The organism is Clostridioides sp. ZZV15-6388 (genome assembly GCF_020657755.1).
Classification (GTDB): domain Bacteria; phylum Bacillota; class Clostridia; order Peptostreptococcales; family Peptostreptococcaceae; genus Clostridioides.
Genome location: NZ_JAGWCU010000007.1, coordinates 1 through 25,944, shown reverse-complemented (window position 1 = coordinate 25,944; position 25,944 = coordinate 1). Strand labels below are relative to the sequence as shown.

24 protein-coding genes are annotated in these 25,944 nt (G+C 26.6%); 23 read left to right on the top strand and 1 reads right to left on the bottom strand.

What is annotated here, in order from left to right; translation table 11 throughout:
- Positions 1-17: 17 nt before the first annotated feature.
- Positions 18-791, bottom strand: coding sequence for a helix-turn-helix transcriptional regulator (locus tag KGF48_RS06340; RefSeq protein ID WP_227866062.1), 774 nt, complete (start codon positions 789-791; stop codon positions 18-20).
- A gap of 137 nt (positions 792-928) precedes the next feature.
- Here KGF48_RS06340 and KGF48_RS06335 point away from each other — a divergent pair, with 137 nt between their 5' ends.
- The 23 genes from KGF48_RS06335 to KGF48_RS06230 all read left to right on the top strand — a co-directional run bounded on the left by KGF48_RS06335 (position 929) and on the right by KGF48_RS06230 (position 25,474).
- Positions 929-1,129, top strand: coding sequence for a helix-turn-helix domain-containing protein (locus KGF48_RS06335; RefSeq protein WP_227866063.1), 201 nt, complete (start codon positions 929-931; stop codon positions 1,127-1,129).
- A 3-nt stretch (positions 1,130-1,132) separates the two neighbouring features.
- A complete protein-coding gene (locus KGF48_RS06330; protein ID WP_227866064.1) occupies positions 1,133-1,447 on the top strand; it encodes a hypothetical protein in 315 nt (104 codons plus the stop codon).
- 21 nt (positions 1,448-1,468) lie between these two features.
- Positions 1,469-2,212 (top strand): hypothetical protein, encoded by a 744-nt coding sequence (locus tag KGF48_RS06325; protein WP_227866065.1) that lies wholly within the window; start codon positions 1,469-1,471, stop codon positions 2,210-2,212.
- A gap of 9 nt (positions 2,213-2,221) precedes the next feature.
- Positions 2,222-3,559 carry a replicative DNA helicase gene (locus KGF48_RS06320; RefSeq protein WP_413894789.1) on the top strand — a complete coding sequence of 446 codons (1,338 nt, stop codon included), beginning with the start codon at positions 2,222-2,224 and terminating at the stop codon, positions 3,557-3,559.
- Between the two features lie 235 nt (positions 3,560-3,794).
- A complete protein-coding gene (locus tag KGF48_RS06315; RefSeq protein ID WP_227866066.1) occupies positions 3,795-4,073 on the top strand; it encodes a DUF6809 family protein in 279 nt (92 codons plus the stop codon).
- Between the two features lie 382 nt (positions 4,074-4,455).
- Positions 4,456-5,253, top strand: coding sequence for a hypothetical protein (locus KGF48_RS06310; RefSeq protein WP_227866082.1), 798 nt, complete (start codon positions 4,456-4,458; stop codon positions 5,251-5,253).
- Positions 5,254-5,291: 38 nt separating this feature from the next.
- Entirely contained in the window at positions 5,292-7,235 is a 1,944-nt protein-coding gene (locus KGF48_RS06305; protein ID WP_227866081.1) for a site-specific DNA-methyltransferase, read from the top strand.
- A 2-nt stretch (positions 7,236-7,237) separates the two neighbouring features.
- On the top strand, positions 7,238-10,219 hold the full coding sequence (locus KGF48_RS06300) for a DEAD/DEAH box helicase family protein (protein WP_227866080.1): 2,982 nt from the start codon (positions 7,238-7,240) through the stop codon (positions 10,217-10,219).
- Between the two features lie 345 nt (positions 10,220-10,564).
- Positions 10,565-11,527, top strand: coding sequence for a helix-turn-helix transcriptional regulator (locus tag KGF48_RS06295; RefSeq protein WP_227867834.1), 963 nt, complete (start codon positions 10,565-10,567; stop codon positions 11,525-11,527).
- Positions 11,528-11,603: 76 nt separating this feature from the next.
- Positions 11,604-12,239, top strand: a complete 636-nt coding sequence (locus tag KGF48_RS06290) for a type 1 glutamine amidotransferase family protein (RefSeq protein WP_227867833.1) — start codon at positions 11,604-11,606, stop codon at positions 12,237-12,239.
- Positions 12,240-13,185: 946 nt separating this feature from the next.
- Positions 13,186-13,599 (top strand): hypothetical protein, encoded by a 414-nt coding sequence (locus KGF48_RS06285; protein WP_227839651.1) that lies wholly within the window; start codon positions 13,186-13,188, stop codon positions 13,597-13,599.
- A 69-nt stretch (positions 13,600-13,668) separates the two neighbouring features.
- Positions 13,669-14,085: a hypothetical protein gene (locus KGF48_RS06280; protein WP_227857089.1), complete on the top strand. Its 417-nt coding sequence runs from the start codon at positions 13,669-13,671 to the stop codon at positions 14,083-14,085.
- 12 nt (positions 14,086-14,097) lie between these two features.
- A complete protein-coding gene (locus KGF48_RS06275; protein WP_255611550.1) occupies positions 14,098-14,298 on the top strand; it encodes a helix-turn-helix transcriptional regulator in 201 nt (66 codons plus the stop codon).
- Positions 14,299-14,938: 640 nt separating this feature from the next.
- Positions 14,939-15,982 carry an extracellular solute-binding protein gene (locus KGF48_RS06270; RefSeq protein ID WP_227867832.1) on the top strand — a complete coding sequence of 348 codons (1,044 nt, stop codon included), beginning with the start codon at positions 14,939-14,941 and terminating at the stop codon, positions 15,980-15,982.
- A 328-nt stretch (positions 15,983-16,310) separates the two neighbouring features.
- Complete coding sequence (locus KGF48_RS06265) at positions 16,311-16,457, top strand: hypothetical protein (protein ID WP_227867831.1); 147 nt, start codon at positions 16,311-16,313, stop codon at positions 16,455-16,457.
- A gap of 18 nt (positions 16,458-16,475) precedes the next feature.
- Positions 16,476-17,468, top strand: a complete 993-nt coding sequence (locus tag KGF48_RS06260; protein ID WP_227841113.1) for an ABC transporter ATP-binding protein — start codon at positions 16,476-16,478, stop codon at positions 17,466-17,468.
- A 1-nt stretch (position 17,469) separates the two neighbouring features.
- A complete protein-coding gene (locus KGF48_RS06255) occupies positions 17,470-19,164 on the top strand; it encodes an ABC transporter permease (RefSeq protein WP_227867830.1) in 1,695 nt (564 codons plus the stop codon).
- 240 nt (positions 19,165-19,404) lie between these two features.
- On the top strand, positions 19,405-19,539 hold the full coding sequence (locus KGF48_RS20245; protein WP_255611787.1) for a hypothetical protein: 135 nt from the start codon (positions 19,405-19,407) through the stop codon (positions 19,537-19,539).
- A gap of 232 nt (positions 19,540-19,771) precedes the next feature.
- Complete coding sequence (locus KGF48_RS06250; RefSeq protein WP_227841115.1) at positions 19,772-20,662, top strand: ketose-bisphosphate aldolase; 891 nt, start codon at positions 19,772-19,774, stop codon at positions 20,660-20,662.
- A 24-nt stretch (positions 20,663-20,686) separates the two neighbouring features.
- A complete protein-coding gene (locus KGF48_RS06245) occupies positions 20,687-22,582 on the top strand; it encodes a fructose-specific PTS transporter subunit EIIC (protein WP_227867829.1) in 1,896 nt (631 codons plus the stop codon).
- 221 nt (positions 22,583-22,803) lie between these two features.
- Positions 22,804-24,711, top strand: a complete 1,908-nt coding sequence (locus KGF48_RS06240; protein WP_227841117.1) for a BglG family transcription antiterminator — start codon at positions 22,804-22,806, stop codon at positions 24,709-24,711.
- On the top strand, positions 24,701-25,150 hold the full coding sequence (locus KGF48_RS06235; protein ID WP_227867828.1) for a PTS sugar transporter subunit IIA: 450 nt from the start codon (positions 24,701-24,703) through the stop codon (positions 25,148-25,150). The genes KGF48_RS06240 and KGF48_RS06235 overlap by 11 nt, the downstream gene beginning before the upstream one ends.
- Before the next feature lie 99 nt (positions 25,151-25,249).
- Positions 25,250-25,474, top strand: a complete 225-nt coding sequence (locus KGF48_RS06230) for an AraC family ligand binding domain-containing protein (protein WP_227867827.1) — start codon at positions 25,250-25,252, stop codon at positions 25,472-25,474.
- Positions 25,475-25,944: the final 470 nt, after the last annotated feature.

The window sequence follows — 25,944 nt, the reverse complement described above, 5'->3', positions numbered from 1 at the left end:
ATAGTATTGATATTATTTTATATTTTAGTTAGTAGTTTTTTTATTTCTTTAAGTGTATTTTCAAGCTTTTTATTTTTCTCCTTTAATTCATTATTTTCTTGTAATAATTTAAAGTAATCATTATTTTTTATAGTCATATTTTCTTTTTGAGATATTAATTTTTTTAGTCGAATATTAATCCCATTATCTGTTGGTTCACTAAAGTAATCATAGATTATTTCTATATTTTCTTCTGATAGACCAATATCTAGTAATTCATCAATTGATTGTTTTGTAAGAATATCATTTTTAATAATTTCTTTTATGTTGTCAGGATGTAATGAAAATTCTAATTCAGCATTAGATATACAATCTGAAAGTATCCAATTATAAATTTGACTTTCATTTAGTTCTAATTTTTCGCCAAGTTTATAATATTGGTCTTTGTCAGACCAAGCACCTAGCAATAAACTTGAGGTAATTCTAATATCATCATCTTCCATAAGATTTGAAATAGCATTTAAAAATTCATCAAAAGAATAGTATTCTTCTGGGAATAAAGACTGTAAAAAATATAAAATATCTTCATTGATCATTACTTCATTTTCAATATCAAAATAAAATATAGTCTTTTCAACTTTCAAAGATTTAGCGAGTTTTGATAAGGTATCTATACTAGGGATTCTTTTATCATTTTCATAATTTATTAGAGCATTTCTTGAGATGCCACTAATTTCAGCAAGTTGAATCTGTGTTAGTTCTTTTTGTTTTCTTATCTTTTTTAAGTTTTTTCCAATTTGCAATATTATCACCTCGTATAAAGTATAGCCCAAAAGTACACAAATGAGAACAGAAAAATAATATATTTTTATTGACAGTACACATATGTCGACATTATAATTAAAGTGTGAAGTTTACGAATGTAAACTAGAAAAAAGGAGGAAAAAGTATGGGAATCAATTTGAAAATATTTAGGATTAAAAAAGGTATAAAGCAACAAGAATTAGCAGATAGAGTTGGTATATCAAGATATTATTTGTCAAACTTGGAAACAGGTAAGGCTAATAATCCAAGCAATGATTTGATGATTAAACTATCTAGAGTTTTAGATACAACAGTAGAAGAATTATTTTTTAGTAAGGAGGAATAAAATATGAAAGAGAATAATAATTTGGAAGTTTTAAAGACATTACAAGCTACTTTAAACATTATTGTAAAGAATGAAGAGGAAGCACAAGAAAAAAAGCAAGGATATAAAATTATTGAAAATGCTAAAATAAATAAAGCTGAACTTATAACATGTAAAGAAGCATCAAAGCTTTATCCTATAGGAGAATCAAAATTTAGGCAGTTATGTCATTCTAAAAATAAAGGATTCCCTTGTATATGGATAAATAATCGAGTATACATAATAAAAAATAAATTAGATGATTGGTTTATTGAAAATGCAAATGGTATTAAGTTATAGTCTTAAAGTAGGTGTTTGTAATTGAGCAATAAGGGGTGGATAAAGCTTTATAGGGAGTTGTTGGATAAATCAATTTGGAAAGATATTAAGCCAGAAAGAAAAGTAATATTAATAACTATATTACTTATGGCTAGTCATAAAGAAAACTATATTTTTATAGAGAATAAAAGGACAAAAATAAAGTCTGGACAATTTATTTCTTCCTATAGCAAAATAGCTGAAAGATGTGGTAAAGGAGTTAGTTATCAAATGGTTAGAAGTTGTTTGTTGGTTTTTAAAAATGCTGGTTTTCTAACATATGAAACAACAAACAAATATATAGTCATAACTATTGAAAATTGGGAACTTTACCAAGATAACATAGAAAATCAACAACCTAATCAACAGACGATTAACAATCAATCAACAACAATCAAGAATATAAAGAATGAAAATAATATTATATATAGTGAAATTATAAGTAAATTTAACTCAACTTGTATTGAACTTTCAAAGGTAAAGAAACTAACAGATACAAGAAAGAGGAGAATAAATTCAAGAATAAGAGAATATGATAAAGAAACTGTATTAGAGGTTATAAATATAGTTAGTAAGACAAGTTTTCTAAATGGAAATAATAATACAGGATGGAAAGCAAACTTTGATTGGATAATGAATTCAAGTAATTTTACTAAGATACTAGAAGGAAATTATTATAGTAAGGAAATTGACCTAAAGAAAGATGAAAAGATATATAATCCAGATGACTCACAATTAAAGTGGTAAGGAGGTTATATTATAAATAATTCAAATAACTTAATTAAAAATACAGAAGCAGAGCAATCAATATTAGGAAGCATTTTATTAGATTCAACAATAATAGAAGAGTTAGAGCAAATGTTAAGTGAAGACATGTTTTATCATGAGGAACATAAATATATATTTAGTGCTATAAAAGAAATAAATAAGAGAAATGAAGTAATAGATATAATAACTCTTACAGAAGAATTAAAGAGAAAAGGTCATTTGAATAATATTGGAGGTATAAGCTATATCACTAGTTTGTCAACAATAGTTCCAACAGTATCAAATTTCATGAGTTATGTCAGTATAGTTATTGAAAAATATAAAAATAGAAATATAATTGATAAATTTAATAAATTCAGCCTTGGAGAAATAGATGATAATACTCTTATATATCAGTTAGAAAATGATATAAATAAAGCTAATCAAAAATTAATAAAAAAGGATTCAAGTATAACAGCCATATCAGAGAGAGCCTTTGAATATATAAATGATGAAATAAATGAAGGTATTAAGACTGGAATAAAATTCTTAGATGAGACTATAGGAGGTTTATATGGGGGTGAACTAACTACAATAGCAGCCAAAAGTGGAAGAGGGAAAACGGCATTGGCGTTACAAATACTTAGAAATGTAATATTTCAAGGGAAGAAAGTACTTTTTATAAGTGGAGAAATGAGTGATATACAGATTTTGTTTAGAAATATAGCATCACTAACTGGAATATCAGTTGTAAAAATGAAGAATAGAAATTTAGATGATAAAGAAATAGTCAAATATATACAAGCTTTAAGCATAATAAATCAAGAAAATAATCTTTATATAAATGACTCTGTAAATACAGTATCAGGAATAAAGAGAGAAATAAAGAGTATTAAGCCTAGTTTAGTCATAATTGATTATTTGCAAATTTTGGATTATGAAGGTAAAGAAGTAGGAGAATCTAAATTCGCTGATTTATCAAGGCAAATAAAAAAGATTACTTTAGACTTTAATATACCAGTTATTCAACTTGCTCAACTAAATGATGAATTGAAGGATGAGAGACCAAAAGGGGATAGAGTAATGAGAAGCTCAAAGCAGATCTATATGGATTCTAATTCAGTTGTATATATTCATAGACCTACAGAAAAAGAAGCTCTTAATTATTGTAAGACAATGGGAATTGAGGATATAAGAGAACTGAGACGAAGAGAAAAAGGTTTTGGTGCTAATTTAAGTGAGATTATTATTGCTAAAAATAGAGATGGTGAATCAGGATTTAGACCATATTGGTATATAGGAAATTTGTTTTCTTTCGAAGAATGTAAGAAGATACAAGAGATTTAAAGAATATGACTTATTAAATAATATACAAATTATGGTTTAAATAGTATTAGATAGTAAGTGTATAATTCTGAAATAAAGATTTAAAATATATAGAATTAGATTGAAAAATTTATTAGAAAAAGGTAGTTGCCATATAAATATAACAACTACCTTTATAAATTAGGCACTTAATGTACACTAACCTAACAAATTAAGTATATATTAAGTACCTAATGAAAGTCAAGGAGGTACTAACATGTACGATGAAATTATAGAAATATATTTTGATTACTGGATAAATGAATATGTATATAAGATCAATTCAAAAAAAGACAAGTATTATCTTGAAAGCTGGGAAAAAATTAAGAAACTTAATAACTCATTAGAAAAGAAATTGTTAGAAGAAAATAAGACTAAAGAACTAATTGAATTAAATGATTTATTTAATTCATTGATAGAAATTGAAAGAGAACATTACTATAAATTGGGGTTTAAATCAGGAGGAAAGTTTATGATAGAATTGTTAGAAAAATAAATTTGAATATTAAAAGCAGAGAGTTTATTATAAGGTGATTTTTTTATGTACATCATGATAAATTTATGTTTAGTAGAGGCTAAAATTATTTTGATATCTTTTGATTCAATTGGGTTAAATAATGGCTTATAATAGTTATTCAAATTTGGGAAGACTTAATTTTTTAGTTTTTTAAGTTATATAAAGAAAAATTTTAATAAAGCTAATTATTACTATATTTATCACTTGATAATAAAAATAAATATTAAAATACTTGATTTATTTTTAGTTAATATAAATTTTATATAGTTTTACTTATATAAAGATATTATTTATATATTTATGATATAAAATGCTATGATATAATATATTCAAATAAATATATTATAGGGGGATAAATATTATGAATAATAACAAGGATGAAATTAAGTATGACAGAAAATTGACACCTAGAGAACATATATTATTGTATTTATATGAATGCAATTATATACTTGATCAAAATAGAGAACTTAAATACTCAGAATTTATAATAACTAATGATCTAATAAAAAAATATAATTATGATATTAAAAACAATTATTTTAGAACAGATTTTATTAAAGTACTAAAAGAAAATTTAGAGATTATAAAATCATTATTAGCGGGTTTTGATACTGAACCATGGGAATATTCAAAACCAGTTATATGGAATGACAGAAAAAAAAATGGATATTTTATAAAAAATCTTTTACTATCACATCAATTTGAAGTATTTATTGATCATAAATTTCTTGAGTTTGGCGTAGACATAGGATTGTTTTATAATGAGGAAGGTCAATATAGTAAAGGTGAATGTGAGGCTGGAATAGAAATTAAATATGATATGAAATCAAAAGAAACAGGAAATTTATATATAGAATATGCAGAAAAATTAAATTCTCATAATAAAGATTGGGTAAATAGTGGAATATTTAAAAATGATAATACAAGATACTTTTTAATTGGAACTAAAGAATTATTTTGGATATTAAGGAAACGAGATCTTTTAGATTTATATGAGGAACTAAATCAGTCTAGAGGTGTAAGTGGATGTAGAATGGTTAAAGCAAAAAGAGATACATCTTTAGGATTCATAATTTCAAAAGAAAAGGCAAACAAAATGTCTTTAACATTTGAAGAATTATTAGGGGAATTAAAGGGTGTTAATACTATGTGTTAGTTTAAGCTAATTAATCAACTTAACTAAAGGAGAAAAAAATGAATAAATTAAATGGACAAAGCATGGATTTAATACACATGAATATAGAAAAATTAAAAAGCTTTTTTCCAGAAGTATTTATTGAAGGGAAAATAGATTTTGATAAATTAAAATTATTACTTGGTAGTGAGATAGAGGTAAATGAGGAAAGATATGAATTTAGATGGAATGGGAAAAGTAATTCAATAAAAATAGCACAAACTCCATCAAGAGGAACTTTAAGACCAGATAAAGAAAGTAGTAAGAATTGGGATGATACAAATAATTTATATATAGAGGGAGATAATCTGGAGGTACTTAAGCTCCTTCATAAGAGTTACTTTGGGAAAATTAAAATGATATATATAGATCCTCCATATAATACTGGTAAAGATTTTGTTTATAAAGATGATTTTAGCGATAATATAATTAATTATAAGGAAATTACAAAACAATCTACTAAGGCAAATACAGAAACTAATGGTAGACATCATACTGAATGGCTAAATATGATGTATCCACGATTAAAGTTAGCTAAGAATCTACTTAAAGAAGATGGAGTCATATTTATAAGTATAGATGAAAATGAGATGGTAAATTTAAAAAAAATATGTGATGAAATATTTTCAGAAGATAATTTAATATCTACATTAATATGGGCTAATAATGAAAGGGGAAGAAGTATAGATAAGTTTATATCAAATACTAATGAATATATACTTATGTATGCTAAAAACATTAATTTAGTAAGTATAAATCAAAGAAAAGAATCAGGGAAGGAGCTCCTAAAAGAATATTGCTTGAAAGATAGTAAATCTTATTATAAAAAAGGAGATCCTCTATTTAATAATAATAGTAAGTTTAATATTGAAACTCGTCCTAATTTGGTATATTCAATATATATTAATAAAAATACTAATGAAAAAAGATGTATTGATGAAAAATACACAAAAAAAGATGGAACAATAACTATAGATGAAGAGAATAAATTGGGAGATGAGTGGATAAAAGTAATTCCACCATTAAGAAAAACTAATAACAAAATAGGGTGTTGGAGGTGGAGCATAACTAAATTTATTGAAGAAAATGATACAGAATTAATGTTACTTGAAGAAAAAAATGGAAAATATATGTTTTACTCTAAAAACAGATTAGATGCTAATAATGAAAAAGAATATAAATACAAAAATATTATAAATGGAATTACAAGTTCTTCTGGAACTAGTGAATTAGTTAATTTATTGGAAAATAAAATATTTGATCACCCTAAACCAGTTAAGTTAATAAAATTGCTTCTTGAGCAAGCAACAGATAAGGATAGTATAGTGTTAGATTTCTTTTCAGGTTCTTCAACAACAGCACACTCAGTTATTCAACTTAATCAAGAGGATAATGGAAAGCGAAGTTTTATAATGGTACAGCTTCCAGAATTAATTGACGAAACAAATGAAGCATATAAATCAGGATATAATAACATATGTGAGATAGGAAAAGAACGTATAAGACGAGCAGGAGAAAAGATAATTGCAGAAAGTGGAAAATCTGATTTAGATATAGGATTCAAAGTATTTAAATTGGATAGTTCTAATATAAAAGAGTGGGATTTAGATTATAATGAATTAGAATCTAAATTGTATGATAGATTAGATAACTTAAAAATAGGAAGGAGTAAAGAAGATTTACTCTATGAAATACTTATAAAAATGGGAATAGAATTGGCTACTTCTATTGAAAAAATAACTTTAGAAGATAAAATTATATTTAATATAGGCAGTGGTTCATTGTTAATCTGTTTAGAAGATGAAATAACCGAAGAAATTATAAAAGAAATGCTTAAATATAAGTCAGAGTCTATAGAAATGAAAATAGTGTTTAAAGAAACTGGATTTAAAACGGATTCTGCCAAGATGAATGCCATGTTAAGCTTAAAACGATTTGGGATAAATGATGTAAGGAGTATATAAGCATGAAATTAAAATTTAGATCAGATCTAAAATATCAAGAGGAAGCTATAAAATCTGTTGTAGATATATTTAAGGGTCAAACTCAACAACAATCAAATTTTACTATATGTACAGATAGTAACTTAAATGAAAAGCAACTTCAAATAAGAGAACTTCAAAATAATAATATTATAGGTAATAAATTAAATATAAATGAAGAAAGTATTCTGAGAAATGTTCAAAATATACAAGTTAGAAATAATTTACCTAAGTCAGAAAATCTTAATGGAATGAATTTTACAATAGAGATGGAAACAGGTACAGGGAAAACATATGTATATCTAAAAAGTATATATGAATTAAATAAGAATTATGGATTTAAAAAATTTGTAATAGTTGTTCCTTCGGTTGCAATTCGTGAAGGTGTTAATAAGTTCTTACAAATAACTAAAGAACATTTTAATAATATATATGACAATGAATCTGTTGAATATTTTATTTATGATTCTTCTAAATTAGAACAAGTCAGAAACTTTTCAACTTCCAATAATTTACAAATAATGATTATAAATATAGATGCATTTAGAAAAGGATTTGATAGTTCTAAAAAAGATGCTAAATTAAATATAATTCATAGAGAACTAGACAAACTAAATGGACAAAGGCCAATTGATTTAATAAAGAATACTAATCCAGTAGTTATAATAGATGAGCCACAAAGTGTTGATACTACACCAAAATCAAAGGAGGCTATAAATGAGCTTAATTATATGTGCACACTAAGGTATTCTGCAACTCATATAGATAAGTACAATATGGTATATAGGTTAGATGCTGTTGATGCTTATGAACAAAAATTAGTAAAGAAAATTGAAGTATTATCTGTTAGAGGAGAAGAATCATTCAATAAGCCATATATTAAACTTATAGGAGTTGGAGAACTCAAAGCTGAAATTGAGATGGATGTTCAAGGTAAAAAAGGTGTCATCAAAAGAACAAACAAAAGAGTAAGATTGGGAGATGATTTATTTGATATATCTGGTAAACGAGAGATATATAGGAATTATTTTATTGAAGATATAAGTTGGGGTAAAGATGAGGAATATATAGTTGTAAATGGTAAATACATAGGTATAAATGAATCTATAGGTGATATAGATAATGATATTATAAAGCGATTTCAAATAAGAAAAACTATAGAAACACATTTAGAAAAGGAAACTATACTAAATAAGAAAGGTATAAAAGTACTTAGTTTATTCTTTATAGATAAGGTCGCTAATTACAGGGATTATTCAGAAAATGGAGTTATAATACCTGGAAAATATGTTAATATGTTTGAACAAGAATATAATGATCTTATAAAACAAGATAGATTTAAAGGTAACATAAATAAAAACATATCCATAACATCTACACACAATGGATATTTTGCAAAAGATAAAAAAGGAAAATTAAAGGATACTAAAGGAAATACTCAAGATGATGAAAATGTATATAATTTAATAATGAAAGATAAAGAAAGGTTACTTGATATGAGTAATCCTCTGAGATTTATATTTTCTCACTCTGCACTTAAAGAAGGCTGGGATAATCCTAATGTATTTCAAATATGTACTTTAAAAGACAGTGCAGGTACTTATATAAAGCGTAGACAAGAGATAGGTAGAGGTCTTAGACTTTGTGTTAATCAAGATGGAGAACGCATTAATAATAGTAATATAAATATATTAACTGTTATGGCTAATGAATCTTATAAAGATTTTGTAAATAATTTACAAAATGAGTTGCAAGAGGATACAGGCATGAGATTTGGAGTTATAGAAAGATATTCATTTGCTAATATTAAAGTTTTTGACGATGAAAAGCAAATAGATGTTTTTCTTGGACATGATGGATCTGAAAAAGTGTTTAATTATCTTATTAAAAATGAATATATTGATAAAAAAGGAAATGTACAGAGTAAGCTAAAGAAAGATTTAGATACATTTGTATCAAGTAATACAGAACAAAATAAATTTACCTTATGCTGTGAAGAATTAAAAGAATTTTTTGGTGAGATTGTTAAAGATCTGATACACAGATGTAGTGTCTATGAGATAAAAGATGCTACTAAAAAAGAAAAAGTTAAGCTGAATAAAGGAATTATAGATAGTGATGAGTTTGTAGAGTTATGGCAAAAAATTAATATAAAAACTATTTATTCAGTTGATTTTAGTAGTGAAAAGTTGATTGAAAATTGTATCAGACGTATATCTAAAATTGAAAAAATACAGACTCCTAGAATAATATCAAGAAAAGATAGTGTTAGTATAGCTAAAGATACTGGTGTAACATCCAGGTTAAAAGTGGAAGAAGCAGAAGAAGAATCATACAGAGCTAATTATTTACCAGATATTATTGCAGAACTTCAAAATAAAACTAATTTAACTAGAAAGACTATAATAAGTATATTAGTAAGATCTAATAGACTAGATGATTTTAAAAGAAACCCTCAAAAATTTATAGAAGAGGTTATAAAGATTATTAATTCAGAGCTTAGAATATTTGTTATTGAAGGAATTAAATATGAAAAAATAGATGACTATTATTCAGTTGAGTCTTTTAATAGTGAAGATGAAACATTACTTGCATATCTTAATGATAAAGTAATTAAAAGCAGCAAATCTCCATATAATTATGCTGTTTGTGATTCTAATGTGGAGTTAAGTTTTGCTAAGAGATTTGAAAGTGATCCTAGAGTGAAAATCTATATTAAGCTTCCAAACTGGTTTAAAATAGATACTCCTTTAGGTAATTATAACCCTGATTGGGCTGTTGTTATGGAAAAAAGAGGAATAGAAAAATTGTATTTTGTTATCGAAACAAAAGGGGTAAGTGATTTACATTTACTAAGACCAGAGGAAAAAGCTAAGATAGAGTGTGCAGAAAAGCACTTTGAAGCGTTGAATACAAAAGCTATATTTAAAGGACCTATAAGTAATATAGATAAATTTATGAAGTAAATATAAAAATGTCACAGTATTTTAGAATAAACTTGTGACATTTTTTTCTGTAGTTATTTATTTAGATATTTCATATGATTCATCTTACCCCCCAACAATACCCCAATTAAAAGAAAAAGTATTGAAAAAATCATATATAATAAAAGACAAAATTTAATATGATACTTATATATACTATGTTTTTGTAATATAAAAAATACAGTGAATATAACTTATAGATTCCCCTCGTCTCCACCATTAAAATCCACGAAAAATATTAGCAATTTGCTAATATTTTTTTTGTGAAAATTAATCTAATAACCTATATAATTAATTTATAAAACATATATGAAGGAGTAAAACTATATGGCTAAAATTGACAATATGATGTCTATATTATGGATATTAAACTCAGATAAAAAAGTTACTGCAAAACAAATATCTGAAAAATTAGAAATAAATATAAGAACTGTCTACAGATACATTGATGCATTATCTGCTAGTGGAGTACCTATAATTTCAGATACAGGTCATAATGGTGGATATACACTTTTGAATAATTTCATTAAAGCACCTCTTTTTTTCGATACAGAGGAGCAAACTGCTCTACTTCATGCAGCTATATTTGCTAAAGAAGAGGGATGTTTCTTAGATGACACATTAGATAAGGCAACATCAAAGTTAAAAATGTATTCAAATCAAAAACAAGAGGAAATTTTAACAAAACATTTAATAGGTTTTGAAGTAATAAAACCCACTGGAAAAATATCCATAGAATCTGTACTTAAAAAGTTAAAAAATAGTATAGCAAATGAATTATCTGTAGAAATTAACTACCGTACAGCTCGTGAAGAAAAATCAAAATGTAGGATTATAAATCCATATGGAATTGTTCGTTGGAATAATAATTGGTACATAGTAGCATTTTGTCAAATGAGAAATGAGATTCGTAGTTTTAGGATAGATAGAATTAGTAATGTTATAGAAACATCAAATACTTTTAATAGACCAAAGGAATTTTCAGCAAGTGAATTTTTTATAAGAGGGATTATGGATGAAACAAAAGATGAGGATAATCTTATACCATTAGTTATAGAAGGAAGTATAAATGCATTAGATAACTTATGTCAGCATTGGCTTCTAGGATATTATTTGAAAGAAAGAACTTCAAATAAAGCAATATTTAAACTTCAAGAAGAGGTAATATATACATATATACCAAATATACTTATACCTTATAGAAAATCGATACAAATAATTGAACCATTAAGTCTTAGAGATAAAATAGTTGAAAATTTACTCGAATTAATTAATCATTATCAAATTTAATAACTTAACTGACAGAGTATGTCAGTTAAGTTATTTTACAATTAGGTATATTAATTAATCATATAAGGAGCAAAAGATGAAAAATAGAAAAGTATATATGTATGTGTTTGATACTATGTCAGATTGGGAAGTTGGATATTTAACTGCGGAATTAAATACAGGAAGATATTTTAAAAAAGGATTAAAACCACTAAAAGTAATTACAGTAGGAGTTGATAAAAATCCTATTATAACAATGGGTGGGTTAAAAGTTTTACCTGAGATTACAGTTGATGAGTTTAATTTGGAAAGTAATGATTTATTAATTTTGCCAGGGGGAGATACTTGGATATCTATAGCTCATGAGATAATATTAGAAAAAGCTAAAGAGGCTTTGGGACAAGGGGCTATAGTTGCAGCTATTTGTGGTGCTACTTTAGGGCTAGCTAAAACAGGTTTACTAGATTCTAGAGATCATACAAGTAATGATTTAGAATTTCTAAAAATGGTGATACCAAGTTATACTGGAGAAAAATATTATAAAATGGAATCTGCAGTTAATGATGAAAATTTAATTACTGCTTCGGGAATCGCACCATTGGAATTTACGATACAAGTTTTAAAAGTTTTAGATGTTTTTAAAGAAGAAGCATTAAGTTCTTGGTTAAACCTTTATAAAACTCATGACTCTAAATATTTTTTCGAACTAATGAATTGTAATAAAGAAATTTAAGGTTTATTTTTAAATGTAATGTAGTACAATGTAGTTTTAGATAAAATAAAAAGAAACTGAAATCTAGTGGGTAGAGTAGTGGTTTCTAGTATAGATTGCTTTTTAGTGAATTTGAATTTAATTTTAAATTCAAATTTTAAATCACACTACGACCAATAGATAAGTGTTTTTTTATTTTATCATATATGTAATTGGTACTTATACCAATACAAATAGAAACGATAGCTCCTATAATAAAATTTATAATTAGTTCCATATAGAGTACACTCCCTTCCTACTTACTTACTGTAGGAACTAAGACTATATGAAACCATCACTCATAGATTGTAGTTTCTTTTGTTGTGTTATATCATAGAATAGTAAAGTGATGTATATTTTTAATAAAAACTTAGAGTTGTATATGAAATGAATTAATCATGGGTATTATTCCTGTGATTCGTCTCCACCAATTTGTAAAAATGAATAATGAAATACTTGGGAATACTAGTCAATATTGACTAGTATTTTTTATTTTGGTGATGAAATCCACCAACCATACTCCAACCACAGAAAAAGAGGTTTTTTTGAGGGTATATTGGGGTGCATTTAGGTTGTATAATTATACATTTCAATATTACATGTTCATTAGGATAATAGTTAGTAAATGATATGATTGAGAGAATAGATATAATAAACTAATCTAGTATTGTATTGTAATATTTATTAAAAAATATATTTTATATATTATAAGAATTTTTTTAGAGAGAAAGTTCTATAAAAGTGAATAAAGAAGTAGTTTTATAATATTATTTGTAACTATTTGATGGTTATTATGAAATCTTTTATAAACTATATTTATAAATATATTACTAAATATTTACAATATTCTATTGCAATTTATTTGAAAAAGTTATATATTTATAACATCAAGTGTTATAAATATATAACTTTTAAGGAGTGATTTTATATGTCTAGATCAGAGATTGGTGTTAAAGCAAATCTTGTTTCAGAGTTACTTATGATATCCTATTTTTTTATAGACTTATTATTAAAAAAGTTTATTTTTAAAGGGGAAGATATTTGGATTACTTTTATAATTTTATTCGCTTTTTGGGCATGTGACTTCATGTATAATAAAAAATATAATGATTTAGTTGATGAGGCATCAAAACTTATGTTATTAAAGGTTAATCAAATTGCATCAAAAATAATGTTATACTCTGTTTTTGTAATAGCTGTTTTCTTTTCAGCAAATCATACAAGAGCTTTGGATATATCAAATTTGGATATAGGTGTAATTCTCTTAGCAGTTTTATTTATACAATCTTTATCTAAATTAATTTTGTATATATATTTTGATAAAAGGGGAATATGCAACTAAGTGATAATATTGAAGAAAACAAAAATTAAAGAGTATAGAGAATATATAATTTTTAAGGAGTGATTTTATATGTATAAATCAGAAACTGGTGTAAGATCAAAGCTAATCTTAGAATTACTTTTAATGACTTATTTTTTTATAGCTGTATTAGCGACTAAGTATATTTTTAAAGGTCCAAGTACTGCATCTCTTCCAGGACTGAGTTGGTTAATAGTTTTTGGATGTTATTCAATTTATACTAAAAAATATAATGATTTAGTTGATGAATCATCTAAATTTATACTATCAAAGGTTAATCAAATTGCAATAAAAATAATGATATATTCTATAGTAATAATAGCTATTTTCTTTGCAACGCCTTATACAAGGAATATAAATATATCAAACTTGGATACTGGTATAATTCTTATTGCAGTTTTATTTATACAATCTTTATCTAAATTAGTGTTGTATATATACTTTGATAAAAGGGGGATATGTAACTAAGTGGCAATATTGATGAAAACAAAAATTAAAGAATATAGAGAAAAACTCCTTATGACGCAAAATGAACTTGCTAAATCAGTTGAGGTAAGACGTGAGACTATTGTACACTTAGAAAATGGAAAATATAATCCTTCTTTAAAGTTAGCGATGGATATTGCTAAAGTATTCGATACCACAGTAGAAAATTTGTTTGAATTTATTGAAGAAGACTAGTGAATAGTCTATAAATATTTATAAGATGGTTAATGAAATATAGTTATTTAGTTATTTAATTATTAAATTTGTTAAAAATATTTATATGTAATATAATATATGATTAAAGTTAGATTATAATTATTTTAAGATAATAAGAGTATTGTAAATGATAAAAATTAGTGAATATACAGTCAACTAATAAATAATAGATAAAAATTTAAAGTTTAGATGTGAGGATGAGGTATAGTTTTACAGTAGTTCATACTTTTAATTAAGACTTAAAATGGAAACCACACATACATGCATTATTTACTGAAGCTAGTCTAGATAAAAAAATAATAAGTGATTTAAGAAAGTATCTCATATACCATATAAGTATTGGTTTAGGTGACCTATTCATAGGTCATTTTTTATGCATAAAAATAATGATAATATTAATATTTAAAATATGTTTTAAAGAAATAAAATACCCAGATTGAAAAATGGATTAATGTGAATATAAAAATTATATGTATAAAAATAAGTATAGCCATAGAAAAAAACAATAATAAAATCAGTAGTTATAGAAAAATACAATTATATAGATTATTGTTGAATCGTTGACTATAAGAATAATAACATTTAAAATGAACATGGAGAATATGGGGGAGGAATTGATATGAAGATAAAAATAGCAGCTGTCTTATTAACTGTAGCAATGTCATTATCACTTGTAGCTTGTAGCAATGATAGCACATCAAAAAGTGATGAATTAGAGGATACATTAGTAGTATATACTACACATGGAGAGGATATGCTAGGAGCAATTTCTGAAGAATTTACAAAGGAAACAGGCGTTAATGTTGAATTCATAAACTTAAAAGGTGAACTAGCAGATCGTGTTAGAAGTGAAAAAGATAATCCACAAGCAGATATAATGTTTGGTGGAGATACATCTACATACATGCAATTAAAAGAAGAAGGATTATATGAAAAGACTGAACCAAGCTGGAATAATGAATTAGATAAGTCTTACAAAGATTCAGGAGGATATTGGTATGGAACTATAAAAACACCAGTAATGATGTTTTATAACACAAAACTATTATCAGCTGATAAAGCACCAAAAGATTGGAGCGATTTAACAAAAGAAGAATATAAAGACTTAATAGTTTCTAGAGATTCATTATCATCATCTATGCGTTCTACTGTTAGTAACTTAATCAATTACTACTCAACTACTAAGAGTGAAGATGAAGCTTGGAAGTACCTTGAGGGTTTAAATAAAAATATAAAGAACTACTACAATAGCGGAAGTGTTATGTATTCCGCAATAGGTAAAGGTGAAGCTGCTATATCTATTGCAGTATTAAGTGATATAATAGATAATAAAGAAAAAAATAATATGCCATTAGAAGTTGTGGATGCAGAGAGTGGTTCTGTCGTAATCACAGACTGTGTAGCGGCTCTAAAAAATGCACCACATCCAAATGTAGCAGCTAAGTTTGTAGATTTTGTTGGAAGTGCTAAGGTTCAAGCTATGGTTGCAAATGATTTTAACCGTATTCCAACATTAGATTCTGCACTTAAAGATTCACCAAAGTGGATGTCAAAAGAATATAAAGCTATGGATGTAGATTGGTCTGTAATTGGAAAAAATCAATCTAACTGGATTGAAAAGTGGGAAACAGATATAATAGATAACAATAAAACTATAAAATAGTCTAATTAAATAATTTAATATTATATACAAAAATAGTGAGGATTTTCCTCGCTATTTTACGTATAAGGGAACTATGATATCTCATGGTTTTTGTATAACTCATACAACTAAATGATACTAACACACCAATATTAAATAAAATAGCTTTTAAGCAACTGACGAAGTAGTTAACGATATGAAGTAATTCGTAGACGTAGTCGCTCAAGTGAAGTGAATTTTTTACTATGCAAAACTTTTAATTATAGTAAAAGTACAATTTATGTGGGCAAGGAGATGAAAATGGGACTGAAAATTAGTTAGATAGAAGATTTTTGATAAAGATAAAATGATGAAAATAGCAGAGATTAAAGGTATAGATTATATATATAGAAAAGTTAGGGAACTAGAAAAGGATGATGAAATGGCAGTAGAGCTTCCTAAATTTAAAATCTATGATGATTCATCATGTGTATATTTGGAGAATTATAAATATTAGATAATTTGTGGAGACGATATGAAGAATATAGAATTAAAAGAAATTAATCATTATTATGGAAAAGAAAAAGTATTACATGATGTTAATATATCCATTAAGGAAGGAGAGTTTTTTACTTTATTAGGTCCTTCCGGATGTGGAAAAACGACTATTTTAAGAATAATTGGTGGATTTATAAAACCTTCTTCTGGAAGTATTTATGTTGGTGATAAAAATATTACTAACCTAGAACCAGAAAATAGAAATATGGGAACTGTTTTTCAAAACTATGCACTGTTTCCAAATATGACAGTAGAAGAAAATGTATCTTATGGATTGAAAATAAAAAAGTTATCTAAAAAAATTATAGTGGAAAAATGTGATAATTATTTAGAATTGGCAGGAATGAAAGATTTTAGAAAAAGAAAGATTGATGAACTATCTGGTGGACAGCAACAAAGGGTAGCAGTAGCAAGAGCATTAGCGACTGAGCCTACTATGCTTTTATTAGATGAGCCAATGTCTAATCTAGATATAGCTTTAAGAATCAAGATGAGAGAAGAAATAAGAGAGATACAGCAAAAGATAGGTATTACTACTTTATTTATTACCCATGATCAACAAGAAGCCTTAGCTATTTCTGATAGAATAGCTGTAATGGATAAGGGTAAAGTTCTTCAAATTGGTGTGCCAATGGAAGTTTACAAAAGCCCATTGAATGATTTTGTAGCAAACTTTGTAGGGACTTCAAATTGTATTGAAAAAGAAGATTATGTTAATTTTAATATTGAAAAAGAGACAAAGCCTTATATTTATAAAAGACCTGAAGAAATGGTATTATTGCAAAATACCAACCAAAGTGGTTTTGTAAAAGTAAAAGTAGAATCTAAGAATTTTCTAGGAGCAATTTTAGAATATACAGTATCAAATAATGGAAAAAAATATCAAGTAACTGAACTTAATAGACTGAATAATAGCAATAAACTAAATGTAGGGGATAGGGCATATTTAGGTGTGCTACAAGGTGAATAATATGATTAAAAAAATAAACCATAGTAAATTCACAACTAAAAATGTTATTTCTATTATTTTATACAGTATATTATTTTGGATTTTGATTGGATATATTATTGTACCAATAGGTAATACTTTTGCACAAGCATTCCAAGGTAATGGTGGATATTCTTTTGAAGTTTTTAAAGAATACTTTTCAAATACTAATAATTTAAGGGTAGTAAGCAATACTATAATTTTGGGATTGGGTTCTGTACTCGTATGTGGAATTATGGGAATATCACTTGCCTTATATATGACATTTGTTTGTGATAAACACAAAAAAATCATACATATTCTTTTACTAAGTCCAATGATGATTCCTGGAGTAATTATGGTAATTGCATGTATTCAGCTTTATGGAGAAAGTGGGATAGTTACAAAATCTATAGAAATTTTACTCTCCTTTATCAACAAACCTTATGATTTTAGTGGATTAAAAGGAATTTTATTTGTGGTTGCCTATACTCAGTATGTGTATTTTTATTTAAATGTATATGTTGCCTTAAAATATGTGGATTACTCAACAGTTGAAGCTGCAAAAGGAATGGGAGCATCAAGGCTAAGAGTATTTTTTGATGTAATATGGCCTGTTATTACACCTGCTGTTATAACCTCTACTATTATAACTTTTGCATCAGGAATTAGTTCTTTCTCAGCTCCAAATCTTATAGGTGGTGGTTTTAAAGTTTTAAGTACCCAGATTGTTAGGTCTAAGGCTAATAACCATATGGATATAGCATCAGTTCAAGTAATTATTTTATTACTAATGGGGATTTCATTTATGATTTTATTACAGTATTATGGCAAAAAATATGGAGTAGTATCATCCTTAAAATCTCAAAGTTATAAAGTTGATAATAGAAAAAAAGACATATTTACATTTGTATGCAAGATTATTATTGAAATGCAAATTATTATGATTATGCTTCCTATAATTACTATTGTATATTTATCCTTTGTAAGTACACATTCAATTATGACAACTATATTTCCTAGAGACTTTACACTGGAAAACTATCAGATGATTTTCCAAAAATCACGTGTATTACAGCCTATATTAAACAGTTTGAAAATGTCTTTAATGGCAGTGGTAGTAGGATTGATAATTACTGTACCAGTATCGTATTTAGTAATTAAAAAGGATAATACATATAATCGACTAGCAAAATTTATTATAATGTTACCTTGGAGTATGCCTGCAAGTGCCATTGCAGTTAACCTAATTAATACATTTAATCAAAAAAGTATATTTGCTTTTAATGAATCTTTAATAGGTGGTTTTTATATTTTACCTATAGCATATACAATTTATGCCTTACCATTATTATTTTCATCCAATGAGGTTGCTATGAAGTCAATAAATTTAGGACTAGAAGAATCGTCAAGGAGTTTAGGTGCTGGAAGGATAAAAACTTTTTATAATGTAATAATCCCTAATATGATGCCAGGAATAATTTCAGGAGCTATATTAGTATTCATTCGCACAATTGGAGAATATACAATGTCAGCCTTACTTTATGGTGTTTACAATAGACCTATTTCAATTTCTATTGTAACTAATATGCAAGAATTTAAGATAGGAGTATCTATGGCTTATGGTGTATTAGTAATTGGTATATGCTATATAGCATTAGGAATAATTTTTAAATTAGATAGAAAAAGATTTACATAAAATAACAAAGGATAATTTATAAATTGGTGTTTAGAAAACCAAGTCACTTTATTCCTTAGATATGAACTCGATGGGTGCCATTTTTGGTGTTTTATGTCAAGTTTATGGAAGTAAAAAATTAGATAATCGTGAGTATGATTCCTATAAATCATCTCTACCATTGAAATCTACAACAAGATATTGGCTAAATAGCTAATATCTTTTTAATTTTTTTGATACCAATATAGTATTAACTGTGGGATGAGTATCTTTAAATTTATAACTACAGGTATATCAAATATACCATTATTAACCGTTAATTTTCTAGTAAATGAAAGTAGTATATTTGATATGTTTATATCTTTTTATAAATTAGATGATATAGCTAGAGGATAGAATTTAAATTAATACTTACAAAGTAATCGTAATTATTGGAGTCCACTTATACAGACTTCTAAAAATTATTTAGTGAAAAGGAACTTAGAGTGTATAATAAAAATTCCTTTTTAAAAAGGAAAACGATTGTTATTTTCTAACATTTATTATCCTGATATTATTTAAATATAACAACGACAAAATAAATAACAAACAAATCAAAACTAAAATTTAAAATATCTGGAGGTACAATATGTTAATAAATATGAAGGAAATGTTAAAAGTCGCACAAGAAAATCAATTTGCTGTACCAGCATTTAATATAGGGAGTGGGCAAATACTTAAAGCGGTAGTACAGAGTGCTAATGAAAAAAATGCACCAGTAATACTTGCAATACACCCAAATGAGTTAAGTTTCTTAGAAGATAGCTTTGTAGCTAGTTGTATAGAAGAAGCAAATAAGAGTAAGGTACCTATGGTAATACACTTAGATCATGGAGCAAATAAAGAGCAAATATTAAGAGCGATAAGATGTGGATTTACATCAGTAATGATTGATGGATCACACTTACCATATGAAAAAAATGTAGCTATATCTAGGGAAGTAGTAGAAATAGCAAAAGGATTAAATGTATCTGTAGAAGGAGAACTTGGAACAATAGGAACAACAGGGACATCAGGAGAAGGTGGCTGTGATGAAATAATATATACAGATTCAAAATTAGCTAGGGATTTTGTTGAAAAAACAGGAGTAGATACACTAGCTATTGCAATTGGTACAGCACATGGTATATATCCAAAAGGGTTTAAACCAGAGCTTAAACTAGATTTATTAAAAGAAATAAAAGAAGTAGTAGATATACCTTTAGTCCTTCATGGAGGATCGTCAAATCCAGATGAAGAAATAGCACAAGCAGTTAAACTAGGAGTTTGTAAAGTAAATATTTCAAGTGATGTTAAATCAGCGTATTATAAGAAGTGCAGAGAAGTATTAGAACAAAATCCAAGTTTATATGAACCAGATGCTATATATCCACAATGTATAGAAGCTGCAAGGGAAGTTATAGAGTTTAAAATGAATTTATTTAATGACATAGATAAATTAAAATGCTTTTCACCAAAAGAAGAATCAGTGATTGGATAACAAATTAAAAGGAGGGCAGAATTTATGGTAGACAAAATATTACGTAGTGATTGTATTGTATTAGATAAACAATTACAAACCAAAAAAGATGTAATTGATTATATGGCAAATCATTTGTATCATGGAAATTATATAAATGATAAAGAAAAGTTTATAATTGATATTAATAAACGTGAAAAAGAATCACCAACTAACATGGGAAATTTAATATCTATCCCTCATGCTAAGTCAAGTACAGTAAAGCGACCTGTGATGATGTATTTAAGAACAGATAAGGACATCACGGATAATGATGGTCAAAAACTTAGGTCATTTTTTATGATAGCAGTTCCAGAGTCAAGTTTAGACGAACACCTTAAGATTATATCTAAACTAGCTACATATTTAATGGATGAAAATCTTATTAAGAACTTACTAAGTGCAGAAACTCCATATGAAATATTAGATATATTTAATTATAAAGCTGTAGAATCAGGAGATTCAAGTAATAATCAAAATAAAGGTCTTATAGTTGGAATAACAGGATGTCCAACAGGGATAGCTCATACTTTTATGGCAAAAAAAGCGTTAGAAGAAGCAGGGCAAGAACTTGGGTATGAAGTTAAAATAGAAACACATGGAGCCATAGGTGTAGAAAATAAGTTAACTAAAGAAGATATAAAAAGAGCTGAATACGTAATAATAGCTTGTGATAGAGAAGTTCAAACAAGTAGGTTTATAGGAAAGAAAGTATTACAAAAGAAAGTAGCAGATGCTAAGAATGTTTCATTAGCCAAAAATTTAATTATAAATGCTGAAAATGGAATGGCTAAAGAAATTAAGCCAGGTGGAAAAACTTTAGAAGATTCAAAAGAAATACTTCAAGGGTCAGAGAAAAAAGGTATTTATAAGCACTTAATGAATGGTGTATCTGAAATGATTCCATTTGTAGTAATAGGTGGGATTGGTATAGCTATAGCATTTATGTTTGGTATATTTGCATCAGACCCAACTCATGAAACATACAACCCTATAGCTGGATTCTTTGGACAACTTGGAGGCGATTCAGCATTTAAGTTATTCATACCAATACTTGCTGGTTTTATAGCTAAATCAATTGCAGGAAGACAAGGTTTTGCTCCTGCTATGATAGCTGGTTTCATGGCAGTTATTGGAGGTTCAGGATTCTTAGGAGGTATGGTCGCAGGATTTGCAACTGGATATATAGCTTTAGGAGTAATGAAGATAACAGAAAACTTACCAGATGTATTAAAGGGGTTAAATGCCGTACTGATATGTCCACTGCTGATTGCATTCACAAGTGGGGCTATAATGTTCTTCGTAGTTAATACACCAGCATCATGGTTAAATGAAGCTTTACAGTCATGGTTACAAAGTATGTCTGGAACTAATAAAGTATTATTAGGTGCAATATTAGCAGGAATGATGGCATCAGATATGGGAGGACCTATTAATAAAACAGCTTCAGCATTTGGATTGGCGATGTTCTCTAGTAATATATTTGAACCATCAGCAGCATTAATGGTAGGTGGAATGGTACCACCATTAGCGATATCGTTAGCTATGTTAATATTCAAAAACAAGTTTACTAAAGAAGAAAGAAAGTCATCCCTACCAACTGCTATAATGGGGGCATCTTTCATAACAGAAGGAGCAATACCATTTGCAGCTGCAGATCCATTAAGAATGATTCCAGCAAACATAATTGGTTCTTGTATAGGTGGGGCAATATGTATGAGTCTAGATATAACTTTAATGGCACCACATGGAGGAATATTTGTAATACCATTTGCATGTAGTGCACCAGTTGCATATATAGCTTGTATATTAGTTGGTACAGTAATAACAGCATTAATTATAGGGGTAACAAAGCCTACTATAAAGAGTGAAAATAGTGAAGTTGAAGTACTTGGTGCTTAAATTATAAATAAGAGTAAAAGTAAGGATATTTAGAATCAGTTGACTACTTCTAAATATCCTTACTTTTTATTTCGAAATTATATTATCTATTATATCAATTTAGTAAGGTGTATCATAAATTCTTTTATGATACGGAAGTATCTTAGTAATTTTACGTAGTTAGGAAATATGTTAAAATAGTAGTTAATATAAACATATAAACATAGTAGGGAGGGATAAGTATGCTTATATCGAGGCAAATTGAATTTCTTAAATTGATATTAAACGAAAATAAATATAGACCTATAAAATATTTTAAAGATAAATTAAATGTATCAGATAAAACTTTACAAAAAGATTTGAAGATGATTGAGAGATATTTAGAAACTTTTAATATAAAAATTGATATAAAAAGAGGCTATGGAATATTAATAGAAGCTTTAGCAAAAAAGAACATAGACTTAATCAACAGTTTAAATATACAATCGAAGGAAAATAAATCTTTATCAGTAGAGCAAAGAAGAATGGAAATTTTAAAGTATCTATTACTAAATTCAAGTAATATAACTTCAATAAATCAGTTATCGGATAAATATTATGTAAGTAAAACTTCTATAGTAAATGATTTTAAATATATAGAGGAATGGATAAAAGAATACAATTTAAAACTTAATAAGACTTTAGAAGGAACTAAGATTATAGGTAAAGAAGTGGATATAAGGAAATCGATTGCCAAAATGATGGATGATTTATTAGATGAAAATTATGAACAGCATGATATATCTGAGTTAACAAGATTAGATTATGCTACGTTTAGTGCGTTGATGAATTTATTTGATATTGATTCTATTATATTTGTAGAAACTATAATTACAGAGTTAGAACATAATTTAGGATACACTATAAGTCAGCCCTACTATATAAATTTAATTACCCATATACTTATATGTTTAAAGAGAATCGAAGAAGGTAATCAAATAGAGTCTCAGGAAGAAAGAGAAGTTTCTGTAGATAATTTGGACGAGTTAGTATATCAAAATGTCACTACACTTATAAGTAAAATAGAAAATAGATACAAAGTAAAAATAACGAAAGATGAAATTATGTACATATATATTTTTTTAGTATCATCTGGATTTAGTAGTGAAAGTAATAGTAGTTACAATGATGAATCAGATATATTAAGTGAAAGTGAAAAGGTATCATCTATAATGATAGAGAATATGTCACAATTTTTAAATATAAATCTCAAAAATGATGACTTACTACAAAAAAGTCTAGCATCTCATGTAAGACCTATGTTAAACAGATTAAGATATGATATCCAAATAAAAAACCCATTATTGGGAGAGATACAAGAGCGATTTTCAGATGTATTGGGATTATGCATGATGACTATGAATATTATGACAGAGTATGAAAATCTAAAGAATATTAGTATAGATGAAGTTTCGTATCTTGCTACATATTTTCAAGCAGCAATAGAAAGAAATATGAGTAGTAAAAGAGTAATAGTAGTTTGCCATACAGGATATGGAACATCTCAGCTCCTTGCAGCTAGATTAAAAAGAGAATTTCCTGAATGGACTATAGTTGATATAATTCCTATGCATCAGTTGAATAAGCGAAATTTAGATGATGTAGACTTTGTAATATCTACTGTAAATTTAGACTTGAAAGACAAATTACATATAGTTGTATCAGTACTATTAATGGAAAGTGATATTAATAATATAAAAAATGCTTTGGTTACTAAACCTAAGAAAAGCATGACCTTAGATACAAACTTGTTAGGAATGTATTTAAAAGATAATATATATTTTAATTTTGATGTAATGCAGATGGAAAGTTTAATAGGTGTGAGTTTAGGTAGTAAATATAAATCTATTTCATTAGGAAAAGATTTAAATATATATATACATAATCAAAGTAAATTAAATAAGGGGATAATGAATATCAATAATGTTAATAGAACGATTGATATTTATTTAGAAACTAGCAATAAAAGTTTTTTAAAGAATATTTTAATGGAAATATCAAATTTATATAGGCAAAAGAACTATATAAACTATATAATAGACTGCAAAAGAAAAGAGGATATTAAAATATTATTTGACAATAATGTACTGGAGAAAACAAATGGAAATTAGAGAAATATTAAGCGAAGAAAGTGTTATTTTAGACTTAAAATCAACTACAAAAGAAGGTATAATACACGAATTAGTAGATAAATTATACGATACAGGAAGTATAACTTCAAAAAGCAAGTTTATAAAGGCACTAAAGCATAGGGAGAAAATAGGCTCTACAAGTATAGGTTATCAAATGGCCATGCCACATGGAAAAACAAAGTATGTAAAGAAAGCATCTGTGGTAATAGGTAAATCTAGAGAAGGTGTAGATTGGCCAAGTATAGATGGCTTGCCTGTAAAGGTAATAATTATGTTTGCTATGCCACAATCTGGAGGCACTGAGGATATGATATTAATGTCTAAAATATCTTATATTTTAGGTGGTAAAGATATAAGTGAAAGACTTTTAAATGCACATACAAAAAAAGAAATATTAGATATATTTTATGAAGTATAGATGTTGTATAAACTATAAATTGAGGGTATTTAAAATAAAGTGTGTATTCTTTTAAATAGTATAGATTAATTTTTAAACACTAGAAAGGGGAGGATATCTATGGCAATATATTTAGAAATGCCTAAATTAATACACGAATTTCCTTTTCGTAGTCTATCAAATGAAGGAGAAGTATTAACAACACCACACTGGCATAAGGAAATAGAAATATTACTTATAACAGAAGGTGTAGTAAATCTATTTATAAATGATAAGCCCATCCAACTAAAAAAAGGTGAGATAGTGATAATAAACGGAGGCGATATTCATTATATACTGCCATAACCAGTAAGTGAAATATTAGTATTCCAGTTTGATATATCTTTTTTTAATGAGTTAATTTTATTAAATGAGGAAAAAGAAAGATTAATTAATTTATTAGGTAGTATAAAAAAATGTAGTAGAGATTGGCCATCAAAAATAAGAAGGTCAGTTTTCGATATATTGATAGACATCTACAATGAAGACATGTACAAAATAGAAGGATATAGTTATGTAATAAAAGGTAAAATGAAAAGTGGTCTTATTTTCATTTAAAATTTGGAACAATTTTGGGTTGACATTTACAATTAAGGATTTAAGTTGTTATTATACTAATAAATAAAAACAGAGATTCAAAATATATAAATAATACTTAAACTAGTGCTGATAAATTTTCTTCAAGCTCTAGTTTTTTTATTGTCATTATCTAATATGTACTATTTTATGTACAGTCAATATAATCTGAAATTGTAAAATAGTGTATAATATAGTTA

Excerpts from the sequence above, each read along its gene's own strand:
- KGF48_RS06240 (WP_227841117.1), top strand. The coding sequence starts at position 22,804 with ATGCTTATATCGAGGCAAATTGAATTTCTTAAATTGATATTAAACGAA.
- KGF48_RS06255 (WP_227867830.1), top strand. The coding sequence starts at position 17,470 with ATGATTAAAAAAATAAACCATAGTAAATTCACAACTAAAAATGTTATT.
- KGF48_RS06285 (WP_227839651.1), top strand. The coding sequence starts at position 13,186 with ATGTCTAGATCAGAGATTGGTGTTAAAGCAAATCTTGTTTCAGAGTTA.
- KGF48_RS06300 (WP_227866080.1), top strand. The coding sequence starts at position 7,238 with ATGAAATTAAAATTTAGATCAGATCTAAAATATCAAGAGGAAGCTATA.
- KGF48_RS06290 (WP_227867833.1), top strand. The coding sequence starts at position 11,604 with ATGAAAAATAGAAAAGTATATATGTATGTGTTTGATACTATGTCAGAT.
- KGF48_RS06305 (WP_227866081.1), top strand. The coding sequence starts at position 5,292 with ATGAATAAATTAAATGGACAAAGCATGGATTTAATACACATGAATATA.
- KGF48_RS06310 (WP_227866082.1), top strand. The coding sequence starts at position 4,456 with ATGAATAATAACAAGGATGAAATTAAGTATGACAGAAAATTGACACCT.
- KGF48_RS20245 (WP_255611787.1), top strand. The coding sequence starts at position 19,405 with ATGAGTATCTTTAAATTTATAACTACAGGTATATCAAATATACCATTA.
- KGF48_RS06245 (WP_227867829.1), top strand. The coding sequence starts at position 20,687 with ATGGTAGACAAAATATTACGTAGTGATTGTATTGTATTAGATAAACAA.
- KGF48_RS06280 (WP_227857089.1), top strand. The coding sequence starts at position 13,669 with ATGTATAAATCAGAAACTGGTGTAAGATCAAAGCTAATCTTAGAATTA.
- KGF48_RS06265 (WP_227867831.1), top strand. The coding sequence starts at position 16,311 with ATGAAAATAGCAGAGATTAAAGGTATAGATTATATATATAGAAAAGTT.
- KGF48_RS06270 (WP_227867832.1), top strand. The coding sequence starts at position 14,939 with ATGAAGATAAAAATAGCAGCTGTCTTATTAACTGTAGCAATGTCATTA.
- KGF48_RS06330 (WP_227866064.1), top strand. The coding sequence starts at position 1,133 with ATGAAAGAGAATAATAATTTGGAAGTTTTAAAGACATTACAAGCTACT.
- KGF48_RS06235 (WP_227867828.1), top strand. The coding sequence starts at position 24,701 with ATGGAAATTAGAGAAATATTAAGCGAAGAAAGTGTTATTTTAGACTTA.
- KGF48_RS06260 (WP_227841113.1), top strand. The coding sequence starts at position 16,476 with ATGAAGAATATAGAATTAAAAGAAATTAATCATTATTATGGAAAAGAA.
- KGF48_RS06295 (WP_227867834.1), top strand. The coding sequence starts at position 10,565 with ATGGCTAAAATTGACAATATGATGTCTATATTATGGATATTAAACTCA.
- KGF48_RS06335 (WP_227866063.1), top strand. The coding sequence starts at position 929 with ATGGGAATCAATTTGAAAATATTTAGGATTAAAAAAGGTATAAAGCAA.
- KGF48_RS06250 (WP_227841115.1), top strand. The coding sequence starts at position 19,772 with ATGTTAATAAATATGAAGGAAATGTTAAAAGTCGCACAAGAAAATCAA.
- KGF48_RS06315 (WP_227866066.1), top strand. The coding sequence starts at position 3,795 with ATGTACGATGAAATTATAGAAATATATTTTGATTACTGGATAAATGAA.
- KGF48_RS06230 (WP_227867827.1), top strand. The coding sequence starts at position 25,250 with ATGGCAATATATTTAGAAATGCCTAAATTAATACACGAATTTCCTTTT.
- KGF48_RS06275 (WP_255611550.1), top strand. The coding sequence starts at position 14,098 with ATGAAAACAAAAATTAAAGAATATAGAGAAAAACTCCTTATGACGCAA.